The sequence below is a fragment of the Flavobacterium sp. M31R6 genome, assembly GCF_013284035.1.
Taxonomy (GTDB): Bacteria; Bacteroidota; Bacteroidia; order Flavobacteriales; family Flavobacteriaceae; genus Flavobacterium.
In genome coordinates this window covers 171,019-190,237 of record NZ_CP054141.1, presented here as the reverse complement: position 1 = coordinate 190,237, position 19,219 = coordinate 171,019, and the positions used below count along the sequence as shown (strand labels likewise).

The 19,219-nt window shown below is 35.9% G+C and carries 16 protein-coding genes; 8 read left to right on the top strand and 8 right to left on the bottom strand.

The annotated features are described in order from the left end of the window. Positions 1–20 precede the first annotated feature (20 nt). The gene (mce, locus tag HQN62_RS00835; protein ID WP_173502953.1) at positions 21–422 is read right to left on the bottom strand and encodes a methylmalonyl-CoA epimerase; all 402 of its coding nucleotides are present in this window, start codon (positions 420–422) and stop codon (positions 21–23) included. 259 nt (positions 423–681) lie between these two features. On the opposite strand from mce, the gene rbfA reads away from it, so the two are divergent. Both rbfA and HQN62_RS00825 read left to right on the top strand, forming a co-directional pair. Continuing rightward, positions 682–1,074: a 30S ribosome-binding factor RbfA gene (gene rbfA, locus HQN62_RS00830; protein ID WP_100432845.1), complete on the top strand. Its 393-nt coding sequence runs from the start codon at positions 682–684 to the stop codon at positions 1,072–1,074. 3 nt (positions 1,075–1,077) lie between these two features. After that, positions 1,078–2,277 (top strand): ABC transporter permease, encoded by a 1,200-nt coding sequence (locus HQN62_RS00825; RefSeq protein WP_116796842.1) that lies wholly within the window; start codon positions 1,078–1,080, stop codon positions 2,275–2,277. A gap of 82 nt (positions 2,278–2,359) precedes the next feature. Here the strand turns inward: HQN62_RS00825 and dusB are convergent, their stop codons facing one another. Further along, the gene (gene dusB, locus HQN62_RS00820; protein ID WP_116796843.1) at positions 2,360–3,352 is read right to left on the bottom strand and encodes a tRNA dihydrouridine synthase DusB; all 993 of its coding nucleotides are present in this window, start codon (positions 3,350–3,352) and stop codon (positions 2,360–2,362) included. 441 nt (positions 3,353–3,793) lie between these two features. Here dusB and lepA point away from each other — a divergent pair, with 441 nt between their 5' ends. The 4 genes from lepA (at position 3,794) to HQN62_RS19075 (ending at position 6,230) form a co-directional block, all read left to right on the top strand. Beyond that, entirely contained in the window at positions 3,794–5,590 is a 1,797-nt protein-coding gene (lepA, locus tag HQN62_RS00815) for a translation elongation factor 4 (protein WP_100432924.1), read from the top strand. A 113-nt stretch (positions 5,591–5,703) separates the two neighbouring features. Beyond that, positions 5,704–5,925 (top strand): addiction module protein, encoded by a 222-nt coding sequence (locus tag HQN62_RS00810; RefSeq protein WP_173502952.1) that lies wholly within the window; start codon positions 5,704–5,706, stop codon positions 5,923–5,925. A gap of 3 nt (positions 5,926–5,928) precedes the next feature. Next, positions 5,929–6,060 (top strand): hypothetical protein, encoded by a 132-nt coding sequence (locus tag HQN62_RS18995; RefSeq protein ID WP_256412590.1) that lies wholly within the window; start codon positions 5,929–5,931, stop codon positions 6,058–6,060. Next, positions 6,003–6,230, top strand: coding sequence for a type II toxin-antitoxin system RelE/ParE family toxin (locus HQN62_RS19075; RefSeq protein WP_173505491.1), 228 nt, complete (start codon positions 6,003–6,005; stop codon positions 6,228–6,230). Before HQN62_RS18995 ends, HQN62_RS19075 begins: the two co-directional genes overlap by 58 nt. 115 nt (positions 6,231–6,345) lie before the next feature. Here HQN62_RS19075 and HQN62_RS00800 read toward each other — a convergent pair whose 3' ends face one another. Continuing rightward, positions 6,346–7,278, bottom strand: coding sequence for a 1-phosphofructokinase family hexose kinase (locus HQN62_RS00800; protein WP_173502951.1), 933 nt, complete (start codon positions 7,276–7,278; stop codon positions 6,346–6,348). A 182-nt stretch (positions 7,279–7,460) separates the two neighbouring features. On the opposite strand from HQN62_RS00800, the gene HQN62_RS00795 reads away from it, so the two are divergent. Together HQN62_RS00795 and thiL are read left to right on the top strand one after the other, a co-directional pair. Further along, positions 7,461–11,519, top strand: coding sequence for a T9SS type B sorting domain-containing protein (locus tag HQN62_RS00795; RefSeq protein ID WP_173502950.1), 4,059 nt, complete (start codon positions 7,461–7,463; stop codon positions 11,517–11,519). A 584-nt stretch (positions 11,520–12,103) separates the two neighbouring features. After that, complete coding sequence (gene thiL, locus HQN62_RS00790) at positions 12,104–13,150, top strand: thiamine-phosphate kinase (RefSeq protein ID WP_173502949.1); 1,047 nt, start codon at positions 12,104–12,106, stop codon at positions 13,148–13,150. 68 nt (positions 13,151–13,218) lie between these two features. Here the strand turns inward: thiL and HQN62_RS00785 are convergent, their stop codons facing one another. The 5 genes from HQN62_RS00785 to HQN62_RS00765 all read right to left on the bottom strand — a co-directional run bounded on the left by HQN62_RS00785 (position 13,219) and on the right by HQN62_RS00765 (position 19,150). Beyond that, entirely contained in the window at positions 13,219–13,914 is a 696-nt protein-coding gene (locus tag HQN62_RS00785; RefSeq protein ID WP_116796850.1) for a response regulator, read from the bottom strand. Further along, entirely contained in the window at positions 13,914–15,959 is a 2,046-nt protein-coding gene (locus HQN62_RS00780; RefSeq protein ID WP_371811626.1) for a tetratricopeptide repeat-containing sensor histidine kinase, read from the bottom strand. The genes HQN62_RS00785 and HQN62_RS00780 overlap by 1 nt, the downstream gene beginning before the upstream one ends. A 97-nt stretch (positions 15,960–16,056) precedes the next feature. Next, a complete protein-coding gene (locus HQN62_RS00775; RefSeq protein ID WP_116796851.1) occupies positions 16,057–16,314 on the bottom strand; it encodes a hypothetical protein in 258 nt (85 codons plus the stop codon). 175 nt (positions 16,315–16,489) lie between these two features. Next, positions 16,490–17,299 (bottom strand): LytR/AlgR family response regulator transcription factor, encoded by an 810-nt coding sequence (locus HQN62_RS00770; protein WP_173502948.1) that lies wholly within the window; start codon positions 17,297–17,299, stop codon positions 16,490–16,492. A gap of 309 nt (positions 17,300–17,608) precedes the next feature. Continuing rightward, positions 17,609–19,150: a glycine--tRNA ligase gene (locus HQN62_RS00765; RefSeq protein WP_116796854.1), complete on the bottom strand. Its 1,542-nt coding sequence runs from the start codon at positions 19,148–19,150 to the stop codon at positions 17,609–17,611. Positions 19,151–19,219 lie beyond the last annotated feature (69 nt).

Genomic DNA, 19,219 nt, shown 5'->3' with positions numbered 1-19,219 from the left:
TGACTAAATTTTGAATTTTTTTATTTTATTTCTTGACAGAGTTCAATTAATACGCCATTGGTGCCTTTTGGATGCAAAAAAGCTACCAATTTATTGTCGGCTCCCCTTTTTGGGATTTCGTTTAGGACGGTGAATCCTTCTGATTTGAGGCGCTGGATTTCGGAAAAGATATCTTCAACATCAAAAGCGATGTGGTGGATTCCTTCTCCTTTTTTTTCAAGGAACTTGGCTATGGGACTTTCGGGATTGGTGGCTTCTAAAAGTTCTATTTTGTTGGGGCCATTCATGAAGAAGGAAGTTTTTACGCCTTCGCTGGTGACTTCTTCTTGTTTGTAGGCTGGTGCACCGAATAGTTTTTCGAATAACAAATTGGATACTTCAAGGTTTTTGACTGCGATGCCAATGTGTTCTATTTTTCTCATTGTGTGATGGTTTGTGTTTTTTATTTTTTTTGAATTGTTCCCAAAAAAGGACTATTGTTTGTCTTTAGCCCTGATGGAAGTGGCATCCCATCTCGTTTTTTCTGCGAGATGGAATATAGCGGACAGCAGGAACTTTGCCTCCTGAAAAAGCCTAATCTTTCGCTTTTGATTCTGCTCCTAAATCATAAAACAAATATAAAAAACTTTATGAGTTTATGACTTTGTAGGGTTGTCTCTCAAAAAATAGTATTTTTGCACTATGGAAACAAATAGACAGAAAAAAATAGGCGGGGTTATCCAAAAAGATTTGGTTGATATTTTGCAAGGTGAAGTGAGAAAAAATGGAATTACGAATTTGATAATTTCAGTATCCAAAGTTGTCGTGACTACAGATTTGTCTGTGGCCACGGTGCATTTAAGTATTTTCCCTCAAGAAAAAGCAGCGGAAACATTGGTAGGGATTAAGGCTAATTCGACTTTGATTAAACACGATTTATCTCAAAGAGTACGTTTGCAATTGCGTAAAGTGCCTAATTTGGTTTTCTTTATTGATGATTCTTTGGATTATATAGAGAAGATTGATAATGCCTTGAAGAATCAAGAAAATCCTATAGAGAATAGAGATTTGTTGGACAAACGCAGATTTCAATAAGATTTGAATTTTCCTCTTTACATAGCCAAGCGGTATATTTTTAGCAAAAGCAAAAATAATGCTATCAATATTATTAATCGTATTGCCAGTATGGGAATTATTGTGGGAGCCATGGCATTATTTGTCGTGCTCTCGGTTTTTACGGGGTTGAAAGAATTTAGTCTTTCGTTTACCAATGATATTGACCCTGATCTTAAAGTAAGCAGTACGCTTGGAAAATCTTTTTTTATTGTACCAAAACAGGAAAAAGAGATTGCGGAAATTGAAGGTCTCGCTTCTTATTCTAAAGTTATTGAAGAGAGAGTATTGTTTACGTTTAATGGAAAACAAGAGGTTACTTTTCTTAAGGGAGTTGATTCTACTTTTAACACCGTTAGCGATTATAATAAAAAACTATATAATGGACAATGGCTGAAACCGGATACTTATCAGGTCGTTGTTGGCTATGGAATTGCTCAAAAATTCTCGATGGGTTTACTGGACTACAATAATGCCTTTGAGGTTTTTGTTCCAAAACCAGGTAGGGGAGCTATTGAAAATCCAGCTCAGGCTTTTAACAAAACAGATGTTTTTCCGGTTGGAATTTATGCAATCAGTGAAGATTTGGATTCTAAATATGTGTTTGCCGATTTAGGTTTGGCACAAGAATTATTGGAATACAAGTCTAATCAGATTTCCAGTCTTGAGATTAAATTAAAACAAGGAGCTGACGAAAGTGCTGTTATTGAGAAACTCCAATCGATTTTCAAGAATAAAATTACCGTAAAAAACAAGGAACAGCTGAATGAAGCCTTGTATAAAATGTTGAATACAGAGAATATTGCGGTGTATTTGATATTTACATTGGTAATTGTTGTGGCGCTTTTTAACTTGATTGGTGCGCTCATCATGATGATTTTGGATAAAAAAGGAAATCTTAAAACTCTCTTTAATCTAGGAACCGGCATCAAGGATTTGAGAAATATATTTTTACTGCAAGGAACTTTATTGAGTTTTTTCGGAGGGATTATCGGATTGTTATTGGGTGTTGTGTTTGTGTTATTACAACAACAATATGAGCTGATAATGATAACTCCTACATTGGCTTATCCAGTGGTTTTTACAATGGAAAACGTACTTATTGTTATGGCTACTATTGTCACGCTTGGTTTTATTGCATCATTAATAGCAAGCAGCCGAGTGAGCAAGAAATTATTGGATTAAGCAAAGATTTAAGAAAAAACACGAATTCCACTAATTTACACAAATTCATTCGTGAAAATTAGTGGAATTCGTGTTTAAGCTTTTAAACAACCTCATATCCAGAATAAGCCTCTTCTATTTCATTCAGCGCAGCGAATAATTCTTCTGGACGGTCTAGGGTAACTAATTTTTGTTTGTAAGTTTTGAAAGAATGAATTCCTTTGAAATAATTGGTGTAATGAGGTCTTGTTTCAACAATACCGAGTCTTTCGCCTTTCCATTCCATTGCCCAAGTAAGGTGATTTCGTACGGCTTCAACTCTATCGGCAACGGTTGGTTTTGCTAAATGTTCACCGGTTTTGAAGTAATGCTTGATTTCATTAAAAATCCAAGGATAACCGATTGCAGCACGACCAATCATTATTCCGTCGATACCGTATTCATTTTTATAATGCAATGCTTTTTCGGGTGAATCAATATCGCCATTTCCAAAAATAGGCATTGTGATTCTCGGATTGTTTTTCACACGGGCAATGTGCGACCAATCGGAATGGCCTTTGTACATCTGTGCACGGGTTCTGGCGTGGATGCTCAAAGCGGCAACACCAATATCCTGCAAACGCTCGGCAACTTCATCAATATTTATCGAACTGTCATCCCAACCCAAACGCGTTTTTACGGTAACAGGTAAATGGGTACTATCAATAACGGCTTGTGTCAAGCGAATCATTAAATCAACATCTTTCAAAACTCCGGCACCGGCACCTTTGCAAACGACTTTTTTGACAGGGCAGCCAAAATTGATGTCTATTAAATCTGGGTTTACGGTAGAAACTATTTTGGATGACAACGCCATTGCTTCTTCGTCTCCACCAAAAATTTGAATTCCAACAGGTCTTTCGTAATCGAAGATGTCTAATTTCATTCGGCTTTTGATGGCGTCTCGGATTAGTCCTTCGGAAGAAATAAATTCGGAGTACATTAAATCGGCACCATGCTGTTTGCACAATCTGCGGAATGGAGGGTCGCTCACATCTTCCATAGGTGCTAACAGTAGGGGAAATTCTGGTAATATAATGTTGCCAATCTTAATCATCGTCCTTAAATTTTTTGCAAAATTACATCTTTTAAGCGAAAGGATAAAAAACTTAATGATATTAGATAACTAAGAAGATGATTTTGAATAATTTGCTAACTAATTAAGGAGTATATGTATTACAATTTGAAAAGACTTTGGGTAAATGCTTGAGTTTCCTATTTTGAAACTTTGAAACTGTTGAATTTAGAGTATATTTGCAGATTAATTGTCGCTTTACGGCGTTTGCGTGAGGGATAGCAGCGGAAATCCTTTCCCTTTTTTCTTTAAAAAGGAAAAGATTACTTCACTAAACTTTTATTTTAATAGGAGTTCAGTGAATTTCATTTGCAGCGAATAGCCCGACGGCTTTTTCTGCCGTCACGCCCAAATAAATTTGATATTAGTAGAAGATGACTTGCGGAGCATTGCATGTTTCCAAAAAGTAAATAAAAGTTACACATGAAACATATTAGGAATTTTTGCATTATTGCACATATTGATCACGGAAAAAGTACATTGGCGGACCGATTATTGGGGGCAACCCAAACGGTAACGGCTCGTGAAGAAAAGGCGCAATTGCTTGATAATATGGACTTGGAACGTGAACGTGGTATTACGATCAAGAGTCACGCGATACAGATGGAATATACGTATAAAGGCGAAGAATATATCTTGAACCTTATCGATACTCCGGGGCACGTGGATTTCTCCTATGAAGTTTCGCGTTCTATTGCGGCTTGTGAAGGTGCGTTGCTGATTGTGGATGCTGCGCAAAGTATCCAGGCACAAACGATTTCTAACTTGTATTTGGCACTAGAGAATGACTTGGAAATTATTCCGGTTTTGAACAAAGTGGATTTACCAAGTGCTAATCCTGAGGAAGTAAGCGATGATATTATTGATTTGCTTGGATGCAAGTTGGAAGATATTATTCATGCATCGGGTAAAACTGGTTTTGGTGTAGAAAATATATTGGCTGCGATTATTGAAAAAATTCCAGCTCCAAAAGGAGTGAAAGATGAGCCTCTTCAGGCTTTGATATTTGATTCTCATTACAATCCATTTCGTGGGATTGAGGTAATTTTCCGTGTAAAAAATGGAGAAATTAAAAAAGGCCAAAAAATAAAATTCATGGCTACCGGAAACGAGTATTTTGCCGATGAAGTTGGGACATTGAAATTGAATCAGGTTCCTAAAAATGTGATTTCAACAGGAGATGTTGGGTATTTGATTTCTGGAATTAAAGAAGCCAAAGAAGTAAAAGTGGGTGACACTATTACGGATGCCAAAACGCCTACTACCAATATGATTACTGGTTTTGAAGATGTGAAACCAATGGTGTTTGCTGGGATTTATCCTGTAGATACTGAAGATTATGAGGATTTGCGTTCTTCTATGGAGAAACTGCAATTGAATGATGCTTCTCTAGTATTTGTTCCTGAAAGTTCTGCAGCTTTAGGGTTTGGTTTCCGTTGTGGATTCTTGGGAATGTTGCATATGGAGATTATTCAAGAGCGATTGGAACGTGAGTTTGACATGACTGTAATCACTACAGTACCGAACGTTTCGTATTTGGCTTACACCAAAAAACATCCAGAAGATGCTTTTGTAGTTAACAATCCATCAGATTTACCAGAACCTTCTCGTTTGGACCGAGTGGAAGAACCTTATATTAAAGCGACTATCATTACCAAATCTGATTTTGTTGGAAACGTAATGAGTTTGTGTATTGAAAAACGGGGTCAAATTACCAATCAAACGTATTTGACAACAGAGCGTGTGGAGTTAAATTTCGATATGCCTTTGGCAGAGATTGTATTTGATTTTTACGACAGATTGAAAACGGTTTCTAAAGGATATGCTTCATTTGATTATTCTCCAATTGGAATGAGAACTTCAAAATTAGTCCGTTTGGACGTTTTATTGAATGGTCAAACGGTTGATGCACTTTCTGCGTTGATTCACGAAGACAATGCGTATAACATCGGAAAGAAAATGACCGAGAAATTACGTGAGTTGATTCCGAGACAACAATTTGATATTCCGATTCAAGCTGCGATTGGTGCTAAAATAATTGCCCGTGAAACGATTAAAGCCTTACGTAAAGACGTTACCGCAAAATGTTACGGTGGGGATATTTCCCGTAAACGTAAATTGCTTGAAAAACAGAAAAAAGGTAAAAAACGTATGCGCCAAGTAGGTAATGTGGAGATTCCGCAAGAAGCGTTTATGGCGGTATTGAAATTGAATGATTAATCTTTTTTTTAGAGAATAGAAGAAAGAACAAAGAATAAAGAGAAAACCTGATGATGTAAAAATTGTCAGGTTTTTTTGTTAGTGACAATTGTTTTTTCTCTAATTTTGTTTTTATGGAAACTATAAAATTAAATATCGATTTGAGCGTTAATCAATTGATTGAAGCAGTGAAGCAACTATCGCCTAAAGACAGATTGAAAGTTAATGAAGCCATTTGGAATGAAGATACTGAGATTCCTGTTAAGCATCAACGAATTGTTTTAAATCGAATGACAAAAGCAAAAGCAAATCCAGAAAGACTTTTAGATTGGGATGAAGTTTCTAAAAATCTATAATTTTTGATTTACTCCGTAAAAATACATATTGATGCTTTCAATGACATTCAAGAAGCTTCTGAATGGTATGAGATGCAATTGAAAGGATTAGGTTTCGTTATAAAACCCAAACGAAAAAACAAATCAATTCTTTAAGAGAGAATCCATATTCTTTTGCTGTAAAATATAACGAGGTCAGATGTCGTAAGATTTCAAAATTTCCTTTTCTAATTCATTATACAATTGATGAGGAGTTAAAAACCATAACTGTTTTTGCCGTTTTTCATACTTCAAGAAATCCGGAGATTTGGAAAAAACGAAATTAATAACTTATTTTTTCTGCAAAAATAAATTTAGCTTTTATGAAAATAAAGAGAAAACCTGACGATGATAAAATTGTCAGGTTTTTTTGTTTTTCGTTCTCCTTCAGGGGTTAGGGGCTTATTTATCCTTCAACCAATTGAATAATCGTTGTGCATCTGCACATTTAAACAATTGGGTTCCTTCGTTCATTGTGGCAGCAGAACCACAGGCTACTCCCAAACGAATGACTTCTTTCAAGCTTTTATTTTGCGAAAGCGCCCAAACCATTCCGCCAACCATACTGTCGCCGGCACCAACGGTACTTCTCTTGGCAACATTGGGAGCCGGAACAAACTCATAGCTATCTTTGGTTACTAGAACTGCTCCTTGCGGACCAAGTGACACTACTACAATTTCGGCGCCTCCTTTGGCAATGATTTGTTTAGCAGCTTCATTGACTTCTTCCATTTCCAGTCGTTCAACACCAACTAGTTTAGCCAGTTCTCCCACATTTGGTTTGATGAGGTATGCACCCGTTTCCAATACTTTTTTCAAGGCTTCTCCTGAGGTGTCGACTATTAATTTTGAATTTGATTTTTTGGCAATTTCAGCTACTTTTTGATAAAAATCAGGCGACAAACCTTCGTTTAGACTACCACTGGCTACCAAGAATTTTGGCTTTAAGTTGGCTATGGCGTTAAGTACGGCTTGTTCCTCTTCATTCGTTATTTCACCTCCCGTAAACCCAAAGCGATATTGCGAATTGGTATTCTCATCTACCGCTACAAAACTTTCTCTAGTCCAAGTTTGAATGGGGATGGCTTGAAAGGCAATTGATTCTTTGGCAACCAATTCTTCCAGCATTTTGCCCAACGGTCCACCAGAAGTAAATACTGCTAAGGAAGATCCTCCCAAACGTGAAATAGCTTTGGAAACATTGATTCCGCCACCTCCGGCATCAAACCTTGGTTCGGAACAACGTATTTTTTGTTCGGCAACCAAGCCTTTAAAATGGGTGCTTTTGTCCAAAGCAGGATTTACAGTAAGGGTGACAATATCAAATGAACTCATTTTTTGATTTTTAAGTAATAGTAATAAGGTGAATATGCAATTTACTAAAATTTGTATGGATAATCGTTCTTGTGCAATAATTAATTGTAAATGATTTTAACAGTCTAAAATACTGAAATTCATTACATTAAAAATAAAATCATTTGTATCTTTAAGCACCCCAAATTAATAAAATCAGAATTATGAGAACGCCTCTATTTCTACTTTTATTATTTTATTCGACTCTATCTTTGTCACAGGGGATCATAGTCGATACTACATCTTTGGGTATACCTGAACTGGTTCGGGAAGAATTAATGCAAAATGCCTGCGCCAATGAAAGCAACTTTAAATTTTCGTCCCACCAAGGCATTGGCAAATTCACTAATACCGATCCCAATTTCCCGATTTCTAGCGGAATTATTATTCGGAATGGAATGGCAAAATATACCGAAGGAATTTATACCGGAACTAATGAAAGCAGTCAATTAAACACAGCAAGCGATGCCGATTTGCAAGCTATAAGCGATAGTAATGGGCAAATGATCCCCATTACAGATGTGAGTTATATTCAATTTGATTTTACTCCTTTGTCGAGTAATTTTAGCTTTGATTTCCTTTTTGCTTCCAATGAATATGGCGAATTTCAATGTGGTTTTAGCGATGTTTTTGCATTTATACTAACTGATTTAACCACTGGAATCTCAAAAAATCTGGCTGTAGTTCCAGGAACAACTACACCTGTTTCTGTCAAAAATATTCGAGATGGGCAATTTAATTCTTCCTGTTTATCTGCCAATGCCAATTTATTTGACCATTATAATGTAATCAATCCAGGAGAGTCGGCCATAAATATGAGGGGTGAAACCAAAGTTTTGACGGCGTCGTCAACAGTGGTTCCAAATAGGACTTACAGTATAAAGTTGGCAATTGGCGATTATAATGACAGCAATTATGATTCGGCAGTTTTCATAAAAGGGGGAAGTTTTATGACCACCTTGAATTTAGGTCCCGACAGAGCTATTTGCGAAGGCGAAAGAATCGTTCTCCAATCGGGGCTTGTGGGGAATTATGATTACGTTTGGACTTTCAATGGAGCTGAGATTCAAGGAGAAAGAGGTTCTTCTTTGGCACTCAATAAAGCAGGGACTTATGGCGTAACGGCAACACTTTCTGGTTGTGTGATAAAAGACGAGGTGATTATTACTGATTTGGTCATTAAACCTCCCAAAAATCTAATCGCCTGCTATACCGGAAACCCTACTTATCAATATGACTTAACGCAGAACAATCTAATTACTTTGGGGCTCAATCCGGCGGAATATAATCTTGAATATTTTGATTCTTTGGCTGCCGCCAATGCAAATGGACCTACCATACCCGACAATCAATTGGCTTCTTTTACAAGTGCCGGTAACCAAACGATATATATAAAGGCGGTACATGTTTACAACAGGAACACGTTTTGCAATAATTTGCTTCCGTTTGATTTATTGGTAACTGCGCCAATCAATGTCGTGAAACCTCCAGACTTGAGTTTTTGTGATACCAATTTTGGAAGAGTACCCGTTGATTTAACAGTACAAGAAGCCCCTATTCTGAACGGATTAAATCCTTCGGATTACAAAATTAGCTATTATACTAGCCAAGCTGAAGCAAACACTGCTACGAACAGTATAGCAACCCCAGCTACTTTCGTTACTTCTCTTTCCCAATCACCGCAGACCATCTGGGTGCGAATAGAAAATAGTACAAGTTCTGGTTGTTACAAAACCGTCAACTTTAATATAATAGTTTATTCGCTTCCCACAGTAGATGACATTGCTGATGTGATTGCATGTAACAGCTACACATTGCCTCCAATTACGTATGGTGATTATTATACGGGATCAAATGGAACAGGAATTAAACTGAATGCAGGAGACATTATCACCAAAACAGGTATCTACTATATTTACAGTGGTCCAACACCAACAAACAAATGTACCAATGAGAATTCCTTTAAGCTAACCTTTGTTTACGAAATTGATTTTCCTAAGGAAGCCTGCGGTAAATACATAGTGCCCGGTGTAGTTGTGGGTGGATTTTTTACGGAGGCTGGAGGAAGAGGCAATACTATTTCAGTTGGGACTACCTATACAACAGACAACACCATTTATTATTATGCCGTAATTAATGGTGTAGTTTGCCGTGACGAAGCAATCCCTTTTGTTGTTCATCCCTTGCCTTTGGTTGATAAGCCCAGTAATGTGGTGACTTGTGATTTTTATACGCTGCCTCCTTTGGCAAATGGAAATTATTACACTTTGTCCGGAGGTTTGGGAACTCCTTTGACTGCTGGGGATAGAATAACTTCGAGCCAAACGCTTTTTATTTATGTAAATGATGGAAAATGTACCAATGAGAATTCGTTCAAAGTTGATATTGTTAATTCTTCGGCTTTTATTCCCATTTCCGAATGCGGAAGCTATACGTTGCCGCTAGTTGCCATAGGCGGTTATTATGACAGTCCGAGTGGTCAGGGCAAAAGTATTCCGGCGGGAACGGTCATTACCAACTCACAAACGGTTTATTATTATGTTGCCACTACAACTTCTCCCAATTGCACCGATAACTTAAAATATCAAATTACCATAAAACCATTACCATTGGTCGACACGCCAAGCAATAGGTTGGAATGTCAAAGTTATGCATTGCCGCCCTTGGTTAATGGGAATTATTTTACCGAAACCAATGGTGGCGGACTTTCATTAAAAGCGGGTGATGTCATTACTGAAACACAGACGATTTATATTTATTCAGTTGGAACAGATTGTACTAATGAGCATAGTTTTATTGTCCAAATCAGGCCACTCCCTCCGGTCGATAGTTTTACGGATGTGGTCACCTGTACCGATTTCAAATTGCCTAAACTGAAAAATGGCGTGTATTATACCGCTACAGGAGGACCTCATGGATTGGGAAATCAACTTGCCGAAGGAACCGTCATAACAACCACTCAAACTATTTTTATATACAATGAATGGGCTGATTTTACAAAATGCAGCAACGAATCTTTTTTTAAGGTCAGTGCCAATGGAATAGATGTTGGCGACTTCAACGACGTAAGTGTTTGTGAGAGCTACACATTGCCACCATTAAAGTTGGGGAATTATTATTCACAACCCAAAGGGAAAGGCTCCGTTATTCCTGCAGGAACAGTCTTGACAATCTCACAGACCATTTATGTTTACGCTATAGTTGGGAATCGATTGACTTGTTCCAGCGAAAAGAGTTTTTCTGTTACCATTTCAACAGCACCCATATTGGTGAGCACTCCTGATGTTGCCATTTGCCAAAGCTACACATTGCCGCCCTTGTCAAAAGGGGATTATTATAGCGGACCTAATGCTACCGGAACGCTCTATTTGGCAGGGCAACAAATAAACACTAGTCAAACAATGTACATCTATGCTCCGGCTCCAGCTAATTCCAACTGTGCTTCCCAAGATGATTTTAATATTACCATTTATCCTTTGAAAGATTTACCCTTAAAAAGCGGTATAATCTGTGTCGATTACCAAACAGGAACACTAATCAATTCGGCACAATTGAGTTCCGGGCTTAATTCAAACAATTATACCCTCGATTGGTTTTTGGATGGAAATAAATTAAGCACAGGGGCTAATTACACAGCTGTTCAAGAAGGAATTTATACTGTTGTCATATCCAAAAAAACACCCAATATTGGCGATGATTGCGGTTACAATCCAGCTACGGTTACCGTCGAAAAATCCAGCCCAGCAATTGCAACCATAACTGTGACCGATGCTTTCGAAGACAATATAGACATAGTCGTGACCCTGACCAATGGTTTTGGAATCTATGAATACCAAATGGATGACGGCAATTTTCAAACCAGCAATGTTTTTTCCAATGTAAGTTCTGGACAACACATCATCACCGTAAAAGATACTAAAGGGAATTGTGACAACCGGGTCTTAATTGCCAATGTGCTCAAATATCCTAAATTTTTTACCCCAAACAATGATGGTTTTAATGACACTTGGAATATACCCGATCTCGCTTTTCAGCCTGATGCTGTTATAAATATCTTCGATCGCTATGGTAAATTCCTAAAAGAACTGAGACCTTCAGGTTCCGGTTGGGATGGCAATTACAACGGTCATCCACTTCCCTCCACCGATTATTGGTTCCAGGTTTTTTACACCCAAAATGGGATACCCCAAGTTTTCAAATCCCATTTTAGTATGAAGCGATAATTGTGTACTTCGTTAGTTTACTTAAGCTCATTTGGGCCTGACCACATAAAGGGAAGGAGCCAACTCGCCAACTCGGTTATTTGGCTCCTTCCCTTTATGTGGTCAGGCTGTCCGCGTTACTTCGGTAACTTGCTTCCATCCTTCGCGCAGCATTTCTGTAGCACAAGATGTTTAGTTGTTCTAACAGTTTTTTTAACGTTTAGGTATGATTTGTTAATTAGTAAGACAACTGTTTCAATATCTAACAGGTCTCGAAGACCTGTTAGGATTGCCAAATATTAATCTGCACCAATTCGTTTGATCCTTATAATCTGTGTGCAATTGTGCAATCCAGATCAAAATAAATTGAAATTTTCTTTCTTAGATGATGCCAAAAAGACAAAATGCTTTCCTTTAGCCCCGATTGCAGTGAAAATCCTCCCGTTTTTTTTCGGGAGATTGTAACGGAAAGCGGGACGATCTTTCCCAAAAAGCCAAATCTTTCTGCTCCAAAAAAATAATCGAACTCCCGTTTATAGTTATTAAATCATCAACTTCGTACCTTTGCAACCTTGGTAAAACCAAAATAGCAATAAATAGACAAAATGATTGAAGATAAAACCCCGCAACGAACGAGTATAGCCCAACTAGGAGAATTTGGCTTGATAGACCATTTGACAAAAAACTTCGAAATCACTCAGCCTTCCACGCTAAAAGGAATTGGTGATGACGCAGCTGTGTTGGATTTCAAAGAGAAAAAAGTAGTTGTTTCTACCGATTTATTGATCGAAGGTGTGCATTTCGATTTAGCCTATATGCCTTTAAAGCATTTAGGATACAAATCTGTCGTGGTCAATGTTTCCGACATTTGTGCAATGAACGCCAGACCAACACAAATCACGGTTTCGATAGCGGTGTCCAATCGTTTCCCGTTAGAAGCATTGGAAGAATTGTACGAGGGAATTGCCCACGCAGCCCAAGAGTACAAAGTAGATGTAATAGGTGGCGATACGACTTCTTCCCAAAAAGGATTAATCATTAGCATTACCGCTCTTGGCGAGGCTGATGAAGATGAAATTGTGTATAGAAACGGCGCCAAACAAACCGATTTATTGGTAGTTACAGGAGATATTGGAGCGGCTTATATGGGATTGCAGGTATTGGAAAGAGAGAAACAAGTTTTTCAGGTCAACCCTAATTCGCAACCTGATTTGGATGCCTATACTTATTTGATCGAGCGCCAATTGAAGCCGGAAGCCCGAAAAGATGTACGCACTTTATTGCATGCTTTGGAAATTAAACCAACTTCTATGATTGATATTTCCGATGGATTGTCTTCGGAGATTATGCATTTGTGCAAGCAATCAGGTGTTGGCTGTAATCTATATGAAGATAAATTGCCATTAGATCCTCAGTTCATCAACGTTTGCGAAGAATTTAATATCGATAGTACAACAGTTGCTATAAACGGTGGTGAGGATTACGAATTGCTCTTTACCATTGCTATGGGAGATTTTGATAAAATAAAAGGGAATCCAAATTTCAGCATTATCGGGCACATGACTCAAGAAAGTGAAGGAATTCATTTGGTAACTCGTGCTAATACCAAAATTCCTTTGAAGGCAAGAGGTTGGGATGCAATAAGCGAGTAATAGATAAGACATAAAAAACAGAAAAGCGACACTATTTGGTGTCGCTTTTCTGTTTTTTATTGAAAAAGTTAAAAGATAATTCCCCTAACTTTTGCTTCCCGAATCAAATCAATATCACTTCCATCTTCAATTTTAAATAATTCTTTTAGATTTACTTTTCTATTTTCTATGGCGTGCAGTGAAATAGGAATGTATTGTGGAATATCTTTGGTTTTTGTTCCTTTTGAAATATGGAATAAAATTAATTTGTCAAACTGATCGATACCTTCAAAATCATTGTTTATTTGATCCGCCATTTTAATCACAGAATGACTGTAATATATTTCATCTTTCAATATAATGTCAAAGCCAAAAAGTAATTCATCAAAGGTTAAGTCATTTTTTATAACCAGTCCAGCAGGATTTATAGTCTCAATTATGTTTTTTATTTTGAGTAATTCAGTGTACATCGTGAGCAAAATAATTTTGCAATTGGGCATCAATTCTAAAATTAATTTTGCTAAATCCTCACCGGAAACAATTCCTTTTTCTTCAAAGGCAGGCATACTGATATCTAAAAAAGCGACATCAAAAGGAGCAGTTTCAGGATTTGTGATAATATTATAACCTGTCTCGCAGTCCTTACCTTGGGTAAAGGAGTATTCATAAATGTCGGGTTTGTAACGAGTAATGGCGTTTTTATATCCGTCAATTATAAAGGGATGATCATCTACTATTAAAATGTTCTTTTTAATTAATTTTTCCACTTTTGAATCAACTGTCATTATGTTGTAGGTTTTTGTGTTTTTTTAATTGGGATTACTATTATTATGGTAGTTCCTTCTTCTTTTTTTGATTTTATTTCGAGCGTTCCTTCACATTCTATGGTCCTTGTTTTTATATTTTGGAGACCTATACCTTTTTTTGCACGATTGATATTAAACCCAACACCATCATCGCTGATTTTTAATATTAAATTGTCATTTTGTTTTTTGAATTCCACCTTTATCTTTGTGGCATTAGCATATTTATTACAATTTTGAAGGGATTCCTGAAGAATACGGTATATATTAATTTTTACTGTATTGTCAATAAAATCCCATTTAATAGCAGGGTCAATATGGGCAAGAAACTTTGTACTGTATGTTTTTTTCTGTTCTTCAAATAAATTAGCTACTATAGCAACGAAGTTATTAATTAATTCTGATTTTTCTCTGTTCAGGTTGTGTGAAATTTCACGAATATCTTGTTCAATGTTCTTGAGTTCAGTCAGGTAGTTCAGTCTTCTTTCGATTCCGGAATCGTCTTTGATTTTGTTTAAACTATCTAGATTGATTCGAACACCAAACATTCTGCCTAGAACACCATCGTGTAATTCTCTGGCTACTCTTTTTTTCTCTTTAATACTATTGATTTCAATAGCGTTTTGTTGATTAATCAATAGATTATAGATTTCGGCATTGGCTTGTTGTTGTTGCTGTTTGAATAGCAGTTCACGTTGCTTAACTTTTTGTAATTTAATAGTATACAATAATATTGCCAAGATTATAAAAGAACCAAAGATTAACAAAAGTTTCTTATTTTGGCCTTCTAGATTCGTGTTCTCCACTTTGATTTCATCGGTTTCATATTCTATTCTCGAGAATTTCTCCCCCATTTTGCGTTCTGCTTTTTGTAGGCGATCATTGATAAGGATGTATTCTTTAGAATATTTAGAAGCATTTTTTGGATCTACAGCTTCTATTTGCTTAAGCGCTTCAAGTATGCTTCTCAATCGATTGGTGCTGCGGGAAAGAGCAAGTGCTTGTTTTGCATATTGCACAGCTTTGAAAGTATCATTTTTGGAAGCAAAATACTCAGACAAATGGGTTTTGTTGATAATAATTCCAGAGGTAATATGTAAACTATCTCTAATTTTTAGTGCTCTATAAAATTGATATGGGAGTCCTTCTGATTCTTTAAGTTTGAATTTAGCATAGGCTAAATTATCCAATAACATGGCATATAATTTGGGCTTATCCACAAATAAATTTTCTTCTTCTAAGCCTTTTTCGAAGTAGCTTTTGGCTTGCTTGTAATTTTTCAAATTCAAATAGACATACCCCATATTATTTAATGAAGATGCTTTGGATTGCAAAACTGATGGAAAAGATTGGTTATCAATAATAGCCAAGGCTTTATTATGGTATTCTAAAGCTCTGTCAAATTCTTCTCTTTCATTATATAAAATACCCAAAAGATTATAGGATTCATAAAGTAAATCATTCGCATTTTCTCCTTTAAGAGTTTTCAACGCTTTGAAAACCGCTATTTCACTGTTAAAATAGTCACTTTCGTTGAATTGTAAATTTGCTTTACTAAAAATTGTTTTAGCTAGATTGTAATTATTGTTAAGATTAAGGTATAACTTTTCTGCCTTAAAGTAATTCAAATAGGCACTGTCAGATATGGCTTGTGCACTATAATAATCCCCTAGATATGTATAAGCCTTGGCTATATTTGCAGAGTCATGACTTTTTTGAGAACGTTCCAAAATAAGCTTGGAAGTTTCACGGTAACCATTCCAATCGTTCATATTGTAATAGCGATTGGCAACCTTAAAGAGATTAATTTTATTAATGGAATCATCTTTTTGATTCATAATAATATCAAATGCCTTTTGATTGTATTTTTTTTTATAAGTAAAAGGCAAATGGTCGTCATTAGCCAGAGTAAGATAAATAGGAAGGCTGTCTTTTTTAGGATTAGAGTTTTCTATAGCAACTTTTTTCTTGTTGCAACCAAAAAAAATAACCAAAAAAAGGATTAGTATGTAGTTAATTTTATTCAATTGGAGCATTTGAGTTGAATCAAAAATACTAAAACTTTTCATATAAAAAAAAGGCTGCCAAATAAATGACAGCCTTTCTTATTATTTAAAATCTTTTTTAGTCTATTTTTTTTCCTCCTCCAGAATCTTGCCCTCCATTTCCATCAATATCGGATAATTGTTTCATCGCAGAGTTAGAAGAATTACCGATATAATCTAATTTTCTAGTTCTTCCTGAATCTTGTCCTCCATTCCCATCAATTGATGTAATTACTGCATTATCAGCAATTGAAGAAGTTGAAATTTTTGGAGAAGCAAATGAAGTTGTTGCCAATACTAATGTAAATAATCCGATAGTTAAGATAGCTTTTTTCATGATTTTTGGGCTTTTATGTTGTTGTTATTTTTTACGTTTTTAATTCCGTTTGTGTTGGAATTCTTTTGTAAAACTAAACAGGAAGCCGCAATAATCAATTCAAAAAAAGGCGTTTATGGTCAATGGTATTCGTTTGATAGTGAATGGATAGCAATTCAGGGCAAACGACTATTTCTTAGGTTTCGATATAATTTTCATTGGCAAATTCACTAATTATAAAGTCAATATTGGTTTTGTAAGATTTCGAGAATGGAAGCTTTATTGTGGTTTTCTTGATGTAGCACAAAGAGTTTCCGGTATGAATTCTGGAGATAAAATTCCGATTTACAATATAACTATTGTGGATTCGTATAAAAGGATTGGTCAAGACGGTTTCAAAATGTTTCAGTGTCTTGAAAGCCGTTATCATTTCGCCGTTTTTTAAATGAATATCGGTAGAATTATTGTCGGCTTGAAAATAACATATCTCATCAGAATCAATATATCTATGGTCGCCATAGGATTTGACGCATAGGATAAATGATTTTTTGTTGTTTTTTGATTCTACATTTTCTAGATTTCGTTTTTCTCGGGCATTTGGATTTTGAACAAGAACAACTTCGTCTTCTGTATTTATTTTATTTAATTTATGAATCAGTTTTACAAAATCGATAACTAATAAGGGTTTCAATAAATAATCGATGACTTCATATTTGATACAGTCGAAAGCAAAATCTTTTTTCTTTGTGGTAATGACAATTTTGGGTAATTCTTTTAAATACATCATTAATCCATTGATTAGTTGTAAGGAGAGATTACTGTTTTTATCGATTGGATCTATTTCTAAGAAGATGAGCTTGGGCATATGCTCTAAAATTAGATTTACGCCATCAGCATAATTATCAGTGGAAGCAAGAAAATTTAATTCCGAAAATTCGCTGGCAATTGCCTTTGTTTTCAAAACGCTTTCTGGGTCGTCATCTATAATAATGTAGGTGTAATTCATTTTTTAAAACTTAATTTTAATGCTTTATTTTTGTCTTTTTTAAATTTATAACTTTCTTATTTTAAATAATGCTCCAAAAAGAATAGAATGACTGAAGTAAAAAAATAGATAATTGTGTTATAAATCGAAATAAAAGTAGTCAAATTTATCTTTTTTCAATACAATTTGGCTAAAAATTGTTTAAAAACTAAATTGTATCCAGTTGTTAATTAAATGTATACGCTTAATGATAAGTGTTTTTCAATGATTTATAAGCAAAAAAAATGCTTCTCAATTGAGAAGCACTTTTTATATATTATAATGAAATGATTACATTTTCATTAACCAGTTTTTCATCGAAACTTCATTTTCGATGATTGATTTTAAGTCGGCAATAGCTACACGATCTTGTTTCATCGTATCTCTATGACGAATGGTTACCGTTTGGTCTTCAATTGTCTGGTGATCCACTGTAATACAGAATGGAGTTCCCAGCGCATCTTGTCTTCTGTAACGTCTTCCTACTGCATCTTTTTCATCATAGGCCACATTGAAATCCCATTTTAAATCATCAATGATTTTTTTGGAAATTTCAGGTAAGCCGTCTTTTTTAACCAAAGGTAAAACGGCAGCTTTTGTTGGCGCTAGAACTGCTGGTAATTTTAATACTGTTCTGGTTGACCCGTCTTCTAGCGTTTCTTCTTTTAGGGAAGTAGCGAAAACAGCCAAGAACATTCTGTCCAAACCAACAGAAGTTTCTACTACATAAGGAACATAGTTTTGGTTCAATTCAGCGTCAAAATACTGTAATTTTCTGCCTGAAAACTGTTCGTGTGCTTTTAAGTCAAAATCAGTTCTCGAGTGAATTCCTTCTAATTCTTTGAATCCAAAAGGAAAATTGAATTCGATATCGGCAGCTGCATTAGCGTAGTGAGCCAATTTTTCGTGATCGTGAAAACGATAGTTTTCTCTTCCTAATCCTAGAGATAAATGCCAGTTTAAACGAGTGGTTTTCCAATGTTCGTACCATTGCATTTCTTCACCTGGACGCACAAAAAATTGCATTTCCATTTGTTCAAACTCACGCATACGGAAGATGAACTGCCTAGCAACAATTTCGTTTCTGAATGCCTTTCCTGTTTGGGCAATTCCAAAAGGAACTTTCATTCTTCCTGATTTTTGTACGTTCAAGAAATTTACAAAAATACCTTGTGCCGTTTCAGGACGTAAATATAAATCCATTGCCGTATCTGCAGAAGCTCCTAGTTTGGTGCCAAACATCAAGTTGAATTGACGCACTTCAGTCCAATTTCTAGAACCTGTTTCAGGATCTGCAATTTCCAGTTCTTCGATTAATGCTTTTACATCTTCCAAGTCACCAGCTCCTAAAGAACGTCCCATTCTTTCCAGAATTTCTCTTTCTTTGGATAGATATTCTACGACTCTAGCATTGGTTGTGATGAATTCTTGTTCATTAAAAGCCTCTCCAAAACGCGCTTTCGCTTTTTCGATTTCTTTTTTAGCTTTTAGATTTAACTTTTCAGCATAATCTTCAATCAAAACATCGGCTCTGTATCTTCTTTTGGAATCTTTGTTATCTATTAATGGATCGTTGAAGGCATCAACGTGACCAGATGCTTTCCAAGTTGTTGGGTGCATCAATATTGCCGCGTCCAATCCTACGATGTTCTCGTTCATTTGAACCATCGATTTCCACCAATATTCGCGTATGTTCTTTTTTAATTCTACTCCGTTTTGTGCATAATCATAGACTGCACTTAAACCATCGTATATTTCGCTTGACGGAAAAATAAATCCGTATTCTTTTGCGTGCGAAACTACATTCTTAAATAAATCTTCTTGTTTTGCCATAGTGATGCAAAAATATAAAAAGGGAAATTAAAAAAAGAAAAAAAATGAAGTTTGAATAGGAGGTTTTCT